The 13,186-nt window shown below is 69.6% G+C and carries 10 protein-coding genes and 1 pseudogene; 5 read left to right on the forward strand and 6 right to left on the reverse strand.

The genetic code is table 11. The features are described 5' to 3' along the window. Nucleotides 1-469: 469 nt before the first annotated feature. Nucleotides 470-991: pseudogene (locus tag JQX13_RS44295) on the forward strand (response regulator); the annotation flags it as partial. A gap of 9 nt (nucleotides 992-1,000) precedes the next feature. Here JQX13_RS44295 and JQX13_RS44300 read toward each other — a convergent pair. Further along, the gene (locus JQX13_RS44300) at nucleotides 1,001-2,449 is read right to left on the reverse strand and encodes an amidase (protein ID WP_203405439.1); all 1,449 of its coding nucleotides are present in this window, start codon (nucleotides 2,447-2,449) and stop codon (nucleotides 1,001-1,003) included. Between the two features lie 29 nt (nucleotides 2,450-2,478). Continuing rightward, nucleotides 2,479-3,786, reverse strand: a complete 1,308-nt coding sequence (locus JQX13_RS44305) for a radical SAM protein (protein WP_203405440.1) — start codon at nucleotides 3,784-3,786, stop codon at nucleotides 2,479-2,481. A 160-nt stretch (nucleotides 3,787-3,946) separates the two neighbouring features. Here JQX13_RS44305 and ald point away from each other — a divergent pair, with 160 nt between their 5' ends. The 4 genes from ald (at nucleotide 3,947) to JQX13_RS44325 (ending at nucleotide 8,758) form a co-directional block, all read left to right on the forward strand. Then, a complete protein-coding gene (gene ald / locus JQX13_RS44310) occupies nucleotides 3,947-5,080 on the forward strand; it encodes an alanine dehydrogenase (protein WP_203405441.1) in 1,134 nt (377 codons plus the stop codon). Between the two features lie 206 nt (nucleotides 5,081-5,286). Then, nucleotides 5,287-5,958, forward strand: coding sequence for a sigma-70 family RNA polymerase sigma factor (locus tag JQX13_RS44315; protein WP_203405442.1), 672 nt, complete (start codon nucleotides 5,287-5,289; stop codon nucleotides 5,956-5,958). Nucleotides 5,959-6,039: 81 nt separating this feature from the next. Then, the gene (locus JQX13_RS44320) at nucleotides 6,040-6,876 is read left to right on the forward strand and encodes an anti-sigma factor family protein (RefSeq protein ID WP_203405443.1); all 837 of its coding nucleotides are present in this window, start codon (nucleotides 6,040-6,042) and stop codon (nucleotides 6,874-6,876) included. A 187-nt stretch (nucleotides 6,877-7,063) separates the two neighbouring features. Further along, nucleotides 7,064-8,758 (forward strand): response regulator, encoded by a 1,695-nt coding sequence (locus tag JQX13_RS44325; protein ID WP_203405444.1) that lies wholly within the window; start codon nucleotides 7,064-7,066, stop codon nucleotides 8,756-8,758. 57 nt (nucleotides 8,759-8,815) lie between these two features. Here JQX13_RS44325 and JQX13_RS44330 read toward each other — a convergent pair whose 3' ends face one another. From JQX13_RS44330 to JQX13_RS44345, 4 genes are all read right to left on the reverse strand, one after another. Next, nucleotides 8,816-9,967: a hypothetical protein gene (locus tag JQX13_RS44330; RefSeq protein ID WP_203405445.1), complete on the reverse strand. Its 1,152-nt coding sequence runs from the start codon at nucleotides 9,965-9,967 to the stop codon at nucleotides 8,816-8,818. Continuing rightward, complete coding sequence (locus tag JQX13_RS44335) at nucleotides 9,964-10,734, reverse strand: type III pantothenate kinase (RefSeq protein WP_203405446.1); 771 nt, start codon at nucleotides 10,732-10,734, stop codon at nucleotides 9,964-9,966. Before JQX13_RS44335 ends, JQX13_RS44330 begins: the two co-directional genes overlap by 4 nt. 15 nt (nucleotides 10,735-10,749) lie before the next feature. Next, nucleotides 10,750-11,754 carry a biotin--[acetyl-CoA-carboxylase] ligase gene (locus JQX13_RS44340; protein ID WP_203405447.1) on the reverse strand — a complete coding sequence of 335 codons (1,005 nt, stop codon included), beginning with the start codon at nucleotides 11,752-11,754 and terminating at the stop codon, nucleotides 10,750-10,752. Nucleotides 11,755-11,860: 106 nt separating this feature from the next. Beyond that, nucleotides 11,861-13,186: a homoserine dehydrogenase gene (locus JQX13_RS44345; protein WP_203405448.1), complete on the reverse strand. Its 1,326-nt coding sequence runs from the start codon at nucleotides 13,184-13,186 to the stop codon at nucleotides 11,861-11,863.

The following is a 13,186-nucleotide window of genomic DNA, read 5'->3' on the forward strand; positions in this document are numbered from 1 at the left end:
CGTCGCGGGACAGGTGGCCACGCCCCGCCCGGCCGCGCAGGTGCCCACGCCGGGGGCGCATCCGGCGATGACTCCGACGGCCCCTCGTGCTCCCGTCGCGGGACAGGTGGCCACGCCCCGTCCGGCCGCGCAGGTGCCCACGCCGGGGGCGCATCCGGCGATGACTCCGGCGGCCCCTCCTCGTGCTCCCGTCGCGGGACAGGTGGCCACGCCCCGCCCGGCCGCGCAGGTGCCCACGCCGGGGGCGCATCCAGCGATGACTCCGGCGGCCCCTCGTGCTCCCGCTCCGGCGGCCACGGCGCATGGCGCTCCTCCGGCGACGCAGGTTCCGACGCGGCCCATGGCCCCCGCAGCGGCGCATCCCACGGCTCCGGCGGCTCACCCGGCTCCGGCGGCTCATACCGCGCCGACGGCCCACACCGCGCCGACGGCCCACACCGCTCCGGCGGCCCCGGCACATTCGGCCGCTCCCGCGCAGGGCCCGGCGGCCTCGCCCGCGCAGGCTCCGGCTCCAGCGGCCCCCTCCCCCGCCGCCACGCCCGCGCCCGCCGCTCCGGCCGCGCCGGGTGGATTCCCGTCCGCCGCGAAGATGGCGGCGGCGGCTGGAAGGAAGCCCCGCATCCTCATCGTCGACGACAGCGAGATGACGGCGCGCATCATCGAAGCGGATCTGGTGACCAAGGGCTTCGAGGTGCACATCGCCGACTCCGCGGACAAGGCGACGAAGATCATCCTGAAGAAGCAGACGCGTCCGGATCTGGTCCTGCTGGACGTGCGGATGCCCAACGTGAACGGCGAGCAGTTCTGCCGGTTCATCAAGAGCAACAGCCTCTTCAAGGGCATCAAGGTGCTGCTGTGCTCCGGTGAGAACGTGGAGGAGCTGCAGCGCATCTGCCGCGAGGCCGGCGCCGATGGCTACGTGCCGAAGGACGCCGTGCTGGGCCACCTGGTGGCGAAGGAGCTCAATCCCTCCGCCACCGGCAACGAGTAGCGTCGGGGCTCACACGTCCGGCGGGCGCTGGAAGGTGCCCGTCACGTCCGTCAGCGCCTCGGCCACGGACAGCAGCGCCTCGTCCTGCCAGCGTCGGCCCACCACCTGGACGCCGAGTGGCAAGGCCCCTACCCGCGATCGAGCGAGCGGCACCACGACCACCGGGTGCCCCGTCACGTTGAAGAGGCTCGTGTGGCCCAGCGTGCCGGAGAGGTACTGCACGCGCTGATCGTCCACCTCCAGCCACTCGCCGGATGAGCGGTGCGTGAAGGCCGGGCCCACCGTCACCGGGCACAGCCACGCATCCCATCGGGACAGGAAGGACTCCAGCTTCCACATCAGCCGATCCCTCACCGTGAGCGCCTCCGCGTAGTCCACCATCCTCCCCTGAAGACCTCGGAGGATGCCGCGATTCAGCGCGGAGGTTCCCTTCATGGAACCGAACTGAAAGGCGGTCAGCAGGCGCGGCATCGTCGACATCACCGAGCCGACCTCCCCTCCCAGCAGCCGCCCCCACGTGTCCCAGACCTGCTCGAAGTCGAGCTCCGGTGAGCAGTGCTCCACCGTGCAGCCCGCCCGGAGCAGCTCGCGCGCCAGGCCATCCAATGCCGAGCGCGTCTCCGCCGATACGGGCAATCCCCCCAGGCTGTCCGTCCACGCGAAACGGTACGTGCGCAGCTCCCGTCGGGACTCCTCTGGCAGCGACACCGGCGCCACCTCGGAGTCCCGGCCATCCGGTCCCATCAGCAGCCGCAGCGCGAACCGCAGATCCTCCACCGAGCGCGCCAGGGGCCCGGCCACGCCCTGGTGACGTACGCCGCGCGGTGCTCCAGGCAGTCCGGGAATGTGGCCGGACAGGGGGATGAGGCCCTCGCTCGGCTTGAGGCCGAACACCCCGCAGTAGTGCGAGGGGATGCGGATGGAGCCGCCGATGTCGCTGCCCACCTCGAGCGGACTCATCCCCGAGGCCACCGCCGCGGCCCCTCCTCCCGAGCTTCCTCCGGGGGTGCGCTCCACGTCCCACGGGTTGTTCGTCCGGCCGAAGAGGGGGTTGTGCGTCTGCGTGTCCAGCGCGAGCGTCGGGAGGTTCGTCTTGCCCACCAGCACGGCCCCCGCCGCCTTCAGCCGCGCCACCACCGTCGCGTCCTGCCGGGGCACGTAGCGCGCCAGCCTGTCGAAGCCGCTCGTCGTGCGCAGCCCCGCCGTCTCGAAGGAGTCCTTCACGGTCACCGGGACGCCGTGCAGCGGGCCCCACACCTCGCCGCGAGCCAGCGCCGCATCCGCCTCGCGCGCCCGGGCACGGGCCCGCGCCCCGTCCACCGTCACCAGCGCGTTGAGCCGCACGTTGTGCCGGGCCACCTGCCCGAGGTGGGCCTCCAACAATTCAATGGCGGACACTTCGCGTGCGCGCACCAGCCTGGCCAACCGGTGCGTTGGAAGGAAGACGAGCTCTTGCATGATGGCCCCCCGAGGAGAAGGCCCTCATTCTACCGACCGGTACTGGCCGCGTTCTGACGCTCCTCCAGCCCGCGCGCGAAGTTACCGATAACCAACCCTGGCCGGGCCGCCTTGAGCCGGCGCAGCAGCTCGCGGATGCCGACGGGCTCTCCCCCGGCGCCCTTGTCTCGCGCAACCTCCAGGTACTGGATGGGATCGATGCACAGCGAGCGCGTCTGTACCTGGTCCACCTTGTACTTCTTCACCAACCGCTCCAGCGCCTTCACCTCGCCCTCGCGGTCCGTGACACCCGGGAAGAGCAGCAGGTTGAGCGCGAGGTACGCGCCACGCTCGCGCGCCAGGGCGATGGACGCCTCCACGTCCTCCCAGCCGTACTTCACCGGCTTGTAGTAGGCCTCGTAGAGCTCCTTCGACGCAGAGTTGAGCGACACGCGGATGGCATCCAACCCCGCGTCGAAGAGCGCCTCGAGTCCCTTCGTGAGGCTCGCGTTGGTGTTGATGTTGATGGAGCCGCGCGAGGTGCGCGCGCGCATGTAGCGGATGGCCTCGGCGATGAACTTCCACCGGGTGAGCGGCTCGCCCTCGCAGCCCTGGCCGAAGCTGACCATGGTGCGGCCGGGGGCGTTCTCCAGGTGGAACAGCCCGATCTGCCCCATCTCCTCGGCGGTGGGCCCGTCGTTCATGCGCTCGTGCGAGGCGGGAGGCCCGTCCGCCGGCTGATCCGAGATGCAGCCCACGCAGCGCGCGTTGCACATCACCGACGCGGGGATGGCGCCCTCGTCACGCACGTAGAAGATGTTCTGCGAGGTGAAGCACCGGTACAGCAGCGCGCACGTGGTGAGCTGCTTGAGGACGCGGTTGTCCGGAAAGCGCGCCAGGTGCGCGTCCACGATCTTCTTCAGCTCGGGCGTGGAGTACTTCTCCGGATCCCAGTGCGAGCGCTTGTCGGTGTGGATGGCCCAGGCCACCGGTCCGTCCTCGCCCCATGCCGCGGCGGTGTACGCCCACTGCGGAAGCACGGGGCCGTCCGCCTTCACCTCGCCGGGGAGGAAGGTGCGGGTGTAGCCCGGCGGCAGCAGCGCGCCCACCGCGCTGGGCACGAAGGTCTTCCCACCCACCTTCATCTCGCGCACCAGCTCCAGCTCGCCCGTCTCGGGGTGGATGCCCACGGGCAGGCGGCCCGGCAGATGGACGAGCCGGCCAGCGGACGGCAGGGGGATGGGCTTGTCCTGCGGGGGAACGAGCTCCTCCCCGCTGCGCAGGGTTGCCAGCAGGTAGGGGTGCTCCATCACCCGGCCCTTGGGATCCGCGAACAACAGCTTCGGTGCCAAAGTCATGACCTCGTTAACTATCACTGCCGGGCGGGCCATTCGACGCAACGCGCATTCACGAGCCGTACGGCTCCTTGCCGGAGCGCGTCTTGACTCCCCTCAGGCCCCTGCCTAGGGTCCGCCCGCTTTTTCGTCCCTTATCGCGGACATTTCGGAGGTTCCTCAAGTGATTGTCGGTGTTCCCAAGGAGATCAAGACCCGCGAGTACCGTGTCGGCATGGTTCCGGCGGGTGTCCGTGCCCTGACCAGCGCGGGCCATACGGTTCTGGTCGAGACGAACGCCGGCGTCGGCTCCGGCATCCCCGACTCGGAGTACCAGCGCGTGGGCGCGCAGATCGTCCAGAGCGCGGACGAGGTGTGGAAGCGCGCCGAGATGATCGTGAAGGTGAAGGAGCCCATCGCGCCCGAGTACGAGCGCATCCAGGACGGGCAGATCATCTACACGTACTTCCACCTCGCCGGCGTGGACCCCGAGCTCACCCGCACCCTTCTGAAGAAGAAGGCCTCGGCCGTGGCCTACGAGACGATCCAGTTGGATGACGGCTCGCTGCCGCTGCTCAAGCCGATGTCCGAGGTGGCCGGCAAGATGGCCATCCAGGTCGGCGCCGCGTGTCTGGAGAAGGCGCACGGGGGCAAGGGCATCCTCCTGGGCGGCGTGCCCGGCGTGCGCCGCGGTCGCGTGACCATCATCGGCGGTGGCGTGGTGGGCACCTGCGCGGCCAAGGTCGCCGTGGGCATGGGCGCCGAGGTCACCCTCATCGACATCAACCTGGAGCGGCTCACCTACCTGGACGACGTGTTCCTCGGCCGCGTGGCCACCCTGGCCTCGGACACCGAGAGCATCGCCCGGAGCGTGCGCGAGGCGGATCTCGTCGTCGGCGGCGTGCTCATCCCCGGCGCGGCCGCGCCCAAGCTCGTCTCCGAGGCGCTCGTCGCCGAGATGAGCCCCGGCTCCGTGGTGGTGGACGTGGCGGTGGATCAGGGCGGCTGCATCGAGACGTGCGTGCCCACCACCCACGACAACCCCACCTTCGTGAAGCACGGCGTCGTCCACTACTGCGTGGCCAACATGCCGGGCGCGGTGCCCCAGACGTCCACCTACGCCCTCACCAATACCACCCGGCCCTACTCCCGGAAGATCGCCGACATGGGCCTCGTCGAGGCCATCAAGGCCGACAAGTCCCTGGCCCGCGGCCTCAACACCTACAACGGCCAGGTCACCTACGAGGCCGTCGCCAAGGACCTCGGCTACAACTACGTCTCCATCTTCGACGCCATCGGCGCGAAGGCTGGCCGGTAGTCAACACTGCGACATGCGTCCGGAGGACATATCCTCCGGAAAAGGAGGAATAAATCCCTCCGCCAGACGTCTCCCGCCCGCCGGGGCAGCCGTGCAAACGGCGCCCGGTGGGCTTTGTGTTGTTGCCCAGTCTGTTCCCGTGCATACATTGCCGGGTAGGTAACGACTCAATTGCCTGTGATTTCGGGCCTCTGGAAGGCGGGAGCATGCTGGACTTCAGGCAGAACAACCGGACGAAAGCGGAATTCGAGGAGCTGGCCCTGGCCCATCTCGACCCCCTGTACTCCGCGGCCCTGAGGCTGACGAAGAACGAGCGGGATGCCGAGGACCTGGTGCAGGACACCTGTATGAGGGCCTACCGCTTCTTCGACAAGTTCGAGCGCGGCACCAACATCAAGGCCTGGCTCTTCAAGATCCTCACCAACACCTTCATCAACCGCTACCGGCGCAAGGTGAAGGAGCGCAGCGTGGTGGAGGGCGTGGAGCGTGAGGCGGTGCACGAGCGCTTCGTGAGCCGGGACGCGACGGACTTCGCGGCCAACCCCGAGCAGTACTTCTTCGATCGCCTCCTGTCGGACGACGTGCTGCGCGCCATCGACGCGCTGCCCATCGACTTCCGGCTGGTGGTCATCCTCGCGGACCTGCAGGAGTTCTCCTACAAGGAGATCGCCGAGATCCTCGAGTGCCCCGTGGGAACGGTGATGAGCCGGCTCTTCCGCGGACGCAAGCTGCTGCAGAAGACGCTGCGCGAGTACGCCGAGGGCACTGGCGTGCTGCGTCAAGAGGGGAACGTCGAGGGCGCGGGCACCAATGGTGCCGCCAACGCGGACTCTCCGACGAGCCTCGACGAATATCGCCGCAGGAAGAAGGTGGGGTAGATCGAGGTTGTTGGGCCCGGAAATATTTCTTCACGATATTTCCTCGAGGGCCCTTCACCATTGCCCCCTCCCCTGAGCGCCATGACCTGCCAGGAACTCGATTCGATCCTCTACCCGTACCTCGACGGTGAGTTCCAAGCCGAGGAACGTATGGAAGTGGAAGCGCACCTCACTGGCTGTGCCGAGTGCACCCAGCGGGTCAACGAGGAGGCCCGGCTGAGGCATTCGCTGCGCCGGGCCGCGCGACACGCCGTGGAGGCCACCCGGGCTCCGGACGCCCTGCGCTCGCGAATCCAGCTGGGCATCCATCAGGAGCAGCGCCGGGCCACGCGGCTCTGGTGGTTGCGCGCGAGCGCCGCGGCCGCCGTGGTGGTGGTGGTGGCGGGCGGCACGTGGACGGCGCTGCAGCCCATGCGGCACCAGCGCTTCCTGGAGGACGCCGCGCGGCGGCACGCCAAGCTGTTGCCCGCGGAGATCTCCGGCGCCTCGCACGAGAACGTGGAGGCCTGGTTCGACGGCAAGCTGGATCACCGCGTCTCCGTGCCCCGGCTGCCCGATGTGAAGCTGTCCGGCGCGCGCATCTCCAACGTGACGGATCGTCCCGCCGCGTACATCAGCTACGAGCGCAAGCCGGACAACGAGGGCAAGCCGTCCAGGCGCATCGGCCTCTTCGTCTTCGACGACGCCCGGCGCGAGGTGCAGGCCCCTCCCCTGCCCTCCGTACAGGTGGGCTCCAGCCTCGGCTACAACGTGGCCGTGTGGCGCGAGGGGGAGATCGTCTACGAGCTGGTGAGCGATCTCGACGAATCGGACATCCGCCGCATGATCGCCGAGCAGAGCGCCGCCAAGGCGAAGGCCCTGCCCTCCCGCCCGGTGACTCCGGACGTGGCCGCCCGGCCCGTCTCCCTGCAGCCCTGAGGACGCGCGGCTCCGCGCGCCGGGGTTGCCCGCTCGCCCCACGAGCTGGACTGCCTGGAAATCCGACTGGACCGAAGATTGACGGTCCGGGGAGGCACCGATAGCCTCCCCGAGCGACTTTTCCAGCGCCGCCGTTCCCCCGTACCGACGCGGGACGCGCACGCCCTTCCGGTCTGGCATCTCCTCCATGTCCAAGAACATCCTGATCGTCGAAAGTGACACCGCCCTCTCCGCGACCCTGCGCCAGGCCCTGGAGGCCCGGGGCTTCGCGGTGCAGGAGACCACCGACGGCAAGGGCAGTGTCGAGCAGATCCGTCGGGATCGGCCGGAGCTGGTGGTGCTCGCGGTGGACCTGTCGGCGGGCCAGAACGGCTACCTCATCTGCGGCAAGCTGAAGAAGGACGACGATCTCAAGACCGTCCCCATCATCATCATCGGCAACCCGGATGGCTTCGCGCAGCACCGCAAGCTGAAGGCGCACGCGGACGACTACGTGGCCAAGCCGGTGGACGCCGACGAGCTGGTGGAGCGTGTGGGTGGGCTGATCGGCTTCCCGGAGCTGCCCGCGGGGGAGCTCGTCGATGACGGGCTCGCGCTGGGTGGGCTGGATGGGCTCGGCGAGGAGCCGGTGCAGGGCGAGGAGCTCGCCATCGAGGGCGAGCCGCTGGAGAGCCACGGGGAGGAGCTGGCGCTGCTCGACAACCCCTTCGGCGACAGCCTGGATCAGCCCGTGACGGGCAGCTTCGAGGAGCCCGTGGAGGCCCCGCCCGAGCTGAGCTCGCCGGAGGACGACTTCTCCGGACTGGATGGCCTGGACGGTAGCGGCGAGGACGAGAACGCGCTGGACGCGCTGGGCCTGGACAACGAGAAGACGGTGGTGGGTTACATGCCCCCGGCTCCCGCGCCCACGCCGGCTCCCGTGGCCCGCCCCGCTCCCACTCCCGCTCCGGCGGTGACCCGGCCCGCGTCCGTGCCCGTGGCCACCCCGTCGGCGGCCCGCCCCACCCCGGCGGCGCCCGCCCGTCCCGCGGTGAGCACGCCCGCGGCCCCGGCCATGTCCGCGGCGGACGCGGCCGAGCTGCGCAACCTGCGCGCCCGCGTGGCCGAGCTGGAAGGTGCCCTCGACGACGCGCGCAGTCAGGCCAGCACCGCGGAGACGCGGGTGCAGGAGCTGGAGTCCGAGCTCGAGACCAGGACGACGGAGCTGGAGACGGCGAAGGCCTCCGTCGGCAAGAACGACTCGGCCACCCTGGCGCTGCGTGAGGCCTCCAACCGGAAGGATCGGGAGATCCTCCGGCTGAAGACCGAGCTGAACCAGAAGGAGCAGGAGATCGTCGAGCTGCAGGATCGCACGCTCGCGCTGGAGCAGCAGGCCAACGGCACCTCGGAGGAGATCGCCCGGCGGGACGCGCAGCTCAAGACGCTGCAGACGAAGGCGGACCAGCTCATGGCGGAGCGCCGTCGGATGGAGCAGCAGCTCACGACGGTCAAGGAGGAGGCGCGTGGCGCCACGGCCCGCCTGACGGCGCTGCAGGCCGAGCTGGAGCAGTACCAGGCGCAGGCGGCCGAGGTGGAGGAGCTCCGGGCGCGTGCGGATCAGCTCGACGCGGAGCTGGCGGCGGCACGCGGCGAGGCGGACATCCTGCGCGAAGAGGTGGAGGCGGTGAGGGCGCAGTCGAGCCAGGAGGCCGACGAGCTGCGCAAGCGCATCGCCGAGATGGAGGAGTCGGTGGCGCGCAACGAGGACCGGGTGGCGCGGCTCTACACGCGCATCAAGTCCGACGAGAAGCTGCGCGAGAAGACGAAGAAGGCGCTGGCCATCGCCACGCAGCTCCTGGAGGAGCAGCCGGCGATCGACGACGACGAGGAAGCCGTCGCCTGATTCCGCCGCCCCCCTCCCTCTCCGCACAGGAGAGGGAGAACCGCATCACCCCGAGCCCTACTTCTCGTCCTTCTTGGGCTCGTTCTTCTTCTCCATCATCTTCTTGGCCACGCCCTGGAGCGCGGACGGGACGTTCTTGTCCCGGCTGAGCTCCTTGACGTCGTTCTCGCGCAGCGTGTTGAGGAACTTCATGCCCACGGAGAGCGGCAGCTTGGGGTTCTTCAGCAGCGCCATCTTGATCTTGTAGTTCTTCGTGAACTCGCGGCTGCTGTAGATGATGCGCAGCACCTCCTCGTTGACGGCCTTGTTGGCGGCGCAGGTGAGGACCTCGCCATCGGTGATGCGGGGGCTGCGGATGACGGCGGTGCAGACGAGCTTGTTGGTGTCGCGGATGAGGATGCCGCGCGCCTCCTTGTTGCCCAGCGTCGCGAGCTTGATCTTCTGGGCGATGCTCATCTTCATGATGCGCTGGGTGAGGTTGAGCTTCTTGCCCTCCGGCATGGCTGCGGCGGCCTCCTCCTCCTCCTTCTTCTCCTGAGCCACGTCCTCCCCGAACTCCTTGAGGATCTCCTCGGCGGTGGGGCCGGGATCCGGGGGAGCGGCGGCGGCCTGGGGACCGAACAGCCGGACGCGGGCGGCCTGCACCTGGGGCACGTCCGCGATCGCCGTGCCGCTGCGCACCGCGAAGTCGCAGACGTTGTCGATCAGCGCCGGGCTGGCGTTGGGGTTGGAGCAGAGCGCGCGCAGGATGTTCTCGTGGCGCAGCACGCGCAGCTGATTGTGCCCGATGATCTCGCAGATCTTCGCGCTGCAGTCGCGCGCCACCTCGGCCACGGCCTCGTCGGGCGTGGAGGGGTTGAGCACCAGCATCTCCGCGTAGACGTCCTTGGCGCGCAGCAGCGGCAGGAACCAGCCCAGCACGGGGGCCGCGACGTGCTCGTCACGCAGGCCGGCGGAGAAACGGTCCGGGAGCGCGGCGGCCGTCCTGGCTGCCGTCTCCCGCACGCTCGCGTCCGGATCGAACGTGAGCATGAAGAGCGTGCCGAGCATGTCCGCGGGCGCCGCGGGCACCAGGGCCTTGGCGGCCATCATCCGCAGGGGCACGGGCGCGGCCGGATCCACGTGCTTGCGCATGTTGGGAGGGAGGATTTCGGCGGAGATGGGACAGCCACCGGGGGCCGCGGGAGAGGTCTGGGGAGCGGTGCTCATGACGCGTGATTCCTTCCGTAGATGATGCGCAGGCCCTCGAGCGTGAGGAACTCGTCGACTTCGTGGATGATCTTCGACTCGCTGGCCACCAGGGACGCCAGGCCCCCCGTGGCCACCACCCGCACCTCGAAGCCGAGCTCCGCCTGCATGCGGGCGCAGATGCCGTCCACCATGCCCACATAGCCGTAGAAGAGGCCGGACTGGATGGAGTGGATGGTGTTGCGGCCCACCACGTGCGGAGGCCGGGCGAGCTCCACCCGGGGCAGCTTGGAGGCATTCTGGAAGAGCGCCTCCATGGAGATGCCGATGCCGGGGCAGATGGCGCCGCCGAGGTACTCGCCCTTCGGCGTCACGGTGTCCAGCGTGGTGGCGGTTCCGAAGTCCACGACGATGAGGCCGCGGTGGTGCTTGTCATAGGCGGCCACCGCGTTGACGATGCGGTCGGCGCCCACCTCGCGCGGGTTGTCGTAGAGGATGGGCATGCCCGTCTTCACACCGGGCCCGACGAACATGGGGCGCGTCTTGAAGTAGCGCTCGCTCATCCGCTCCAGGTTGGACTGCAGCGGCGGCACCACGCTGGAGACGGCCACCGCGTCCACCCGGTCCGGGTCGATGCCACTCGAGAGGAAGAGCTGGCGCAGCAGGATGCCGTACTCGTCCGAGGTACGGCGGGCGCTCGTCTCCAGGCGCCAGTGGTCCAGGAGGCGCTTGCCGTCGTACACCCCGAGAACGGTGTTGGTGTTGCCGACGTCGATGGCGAGAAGCATGGCTCGCCACGCAGTCTAGCGGGGCCGGAGTTGCTCCACATCCCCGGCGAGCACCCTTTCCAACGAGCCCTCCGCCGTCCGCACCATGAGTGCACCCGACACGTCGATGTCTTCAGCCACACCACGCAATTCCGACCGGTCGGTACGCACCAGCACTTCCTGACCGAGCGTGGAGGAGAGCTCCGTCCAGCGTTGGCGCACCGGATCGAACCCCACCTCGTGGTGCAGGTCCAACCACTCCTCCAGGCGACCCCAGAGAGCGGCGGTGAAGAGGGCCCGGTTGACGCGCCGTCCCAGGACCTGGGAGAGCGACGTGGCGGTGGCGGCCACCTCGGGCGGGAAATCCTCGGGGCCCGCGTTGAGGTTCACGCCGATGCCGAGCACCACGAAGTGCACCCGCTCCGGCTCCGCGGATAGCTCGGTGAGGATGCCCGCCACCTTGCGCCCGCCCAGTTGCACGTCGTTGGGCCACTTGATGAGCGCCTCGGCTTCCGTCTCGCGCAGCGCCTCGGCGAGCGCCACCGCGGCCACCAGGGTGAGCTCGGGGGCCCGCTGGGGCGGCAGCTCCGGCCGGAGGATGACGGAGAAGTACAGGTTGAGCCCGGTGGGCGACACCCACGTGCGGCCCCGGCGACCCTTGCCGGCCGTCTGCTGCTCGGTGATGACCACCTCGCCGTGCTCGGCGCCGTCCGCGGCCAACCGGAAGGCGGCCTCGTTGGTGGATGGCAGCGACGGGTGGAAGTGGATGGCCTGCCCGACGTGGTGGGTGGACAACAGCGGCGTCAGCTCCAGGGGCGACAGCCGATCCGGCACGTCCACCAGCCGATAGCCCCGAGCGGGCACGGCGTCGATGCGGTAACCCTTGCCGCGCAGCGACTGCACGTGCTTCCACACCGCGGTGCGCGACAGGCCCAGCTTGGCGGAGAGCGCCTCTCCCGAGGTGTACTCGTCTCGCCCGTCCGCCAGGAAGCCGAGGATGAGCTCTTGCTGTGTCTGCTCGGCGTTCTCGGTGACACCCATTCCGCGAACCTCCCTGGAAAAAGGGCTCCCAGGGTAGGGATCGGCGACCCGGCTTTCAACAGCCCCGCCGGGCGGGGGGCCATCGGCTGAATGCTCGCCTGCCCTCCTACCGGCTGGCAAGCAACACTCCCGGACCCTCCTCGATCCGGATGAGCTGGGTGGGTGCACGTGTGCTGCTCAGCGAGTCGATCCACTTCACCGCGGCGCTGACATCCGCCTCGCGCGTCGCGTGGGTGAAGACGACGATGGTGGCGTGGGCATCCTCGGGACGAGGGGGGCGCTGGAGCACCGAGTTGATGCTCACCCCCTTCTCACCCAGCACGCCGGCGATGCGCCCCAGCACACCGGGCTCGTCGCTGACGGAGAAGCGCAGGTAGACGGGCCCGCGGCGCTCGCCAGAGGGCAGCAGGGGCACGTCCTGCACGTTCGGCGCGACCGGCAACGGCAGCCGCCCGGACACCCCGGCCAGGAGGTTGCGGCAGGTGTCGATGATGTCGGACACCACCGCGCTGCCCGTGGGCAGGGCTCCGGCGCCCCGACCCGAGTAGAGCGAGGCCCCCAGCGCCGCGGACTGGAGCAGCACCGCGTTGAAGGCGCTGCTCACGTCCGCCAGGGGACTGGCGGCGGGGATGAAGGCCGGGTGCACGCGCACGTCCAGGCCCTCGGCGGACCGGCGCGCCTGGGCGAGCAGCTTGAGCACATAGCCCGCCTCGCGCCCGTGGGAGATGTCCGCGGGCGTGAGGCTCGTAATCCCCTCCACGAGGATGGACTCGGGAGACACGCGCGCGGAGAAGGCCAGCGAGGCCAGCAGACACAGCTTCTGCGCCGCGTCCATGCCGCTCACGTCCAGCGTGGGATCCGCCTCCGCGTAGCCGAGCTCCTGCGCCCGCCGGAGCGCGTCCGCGTAGGAGGCCCCCTCGCCCGCCATGGCCGAGAGGATGAAGTTGGTGGTGCCGTTGACGATGCCGGTGAGCGACTCCACCCGATCCGAGGCCAGCGCCTCGCGCAGCGTGCGGATGATGGGGATGCCGCCGCAGACGGCGCCCTCGAAGTACACGTCCACCCCGCGCGCCAGCGCCCGCGAGAACACCGCCTCGCCATGCGTGGACAGCAGCGCCTTGTTGGCCGTCACCACATGGCGGCCCGAGGCGATGGCCTGCTCGAGGTACTCGCGCGACGGACTCAGCCCGCCCATCACCTCCACGACGACGGCCACCTCCGGATCCTCGAGGATGGTCTTCATGTCATGGGTGATGATCGCGGTGGGCACATCCTCGGGACGGGACTTGCCCACCTCGCGAACCAGCACGTGGCGCACACGCACCCGCGCGCCCAGGCGCCGCTCGATGTCCTTCGCGTGATCATTGAGGATGCGATACGTCCCCAACCCCACGTTGCCCAGCCCCAACAGCGCGATGCCGATCTCCTTCAT

Source organism: Archangium violaceum (genome assembly GCF_016859125.1).
GTDB lineage: Bacteria > Myxococcota > Myxococcia > Myxococcales > Myxococcaceae > Archangium > Archangium violaceum_A.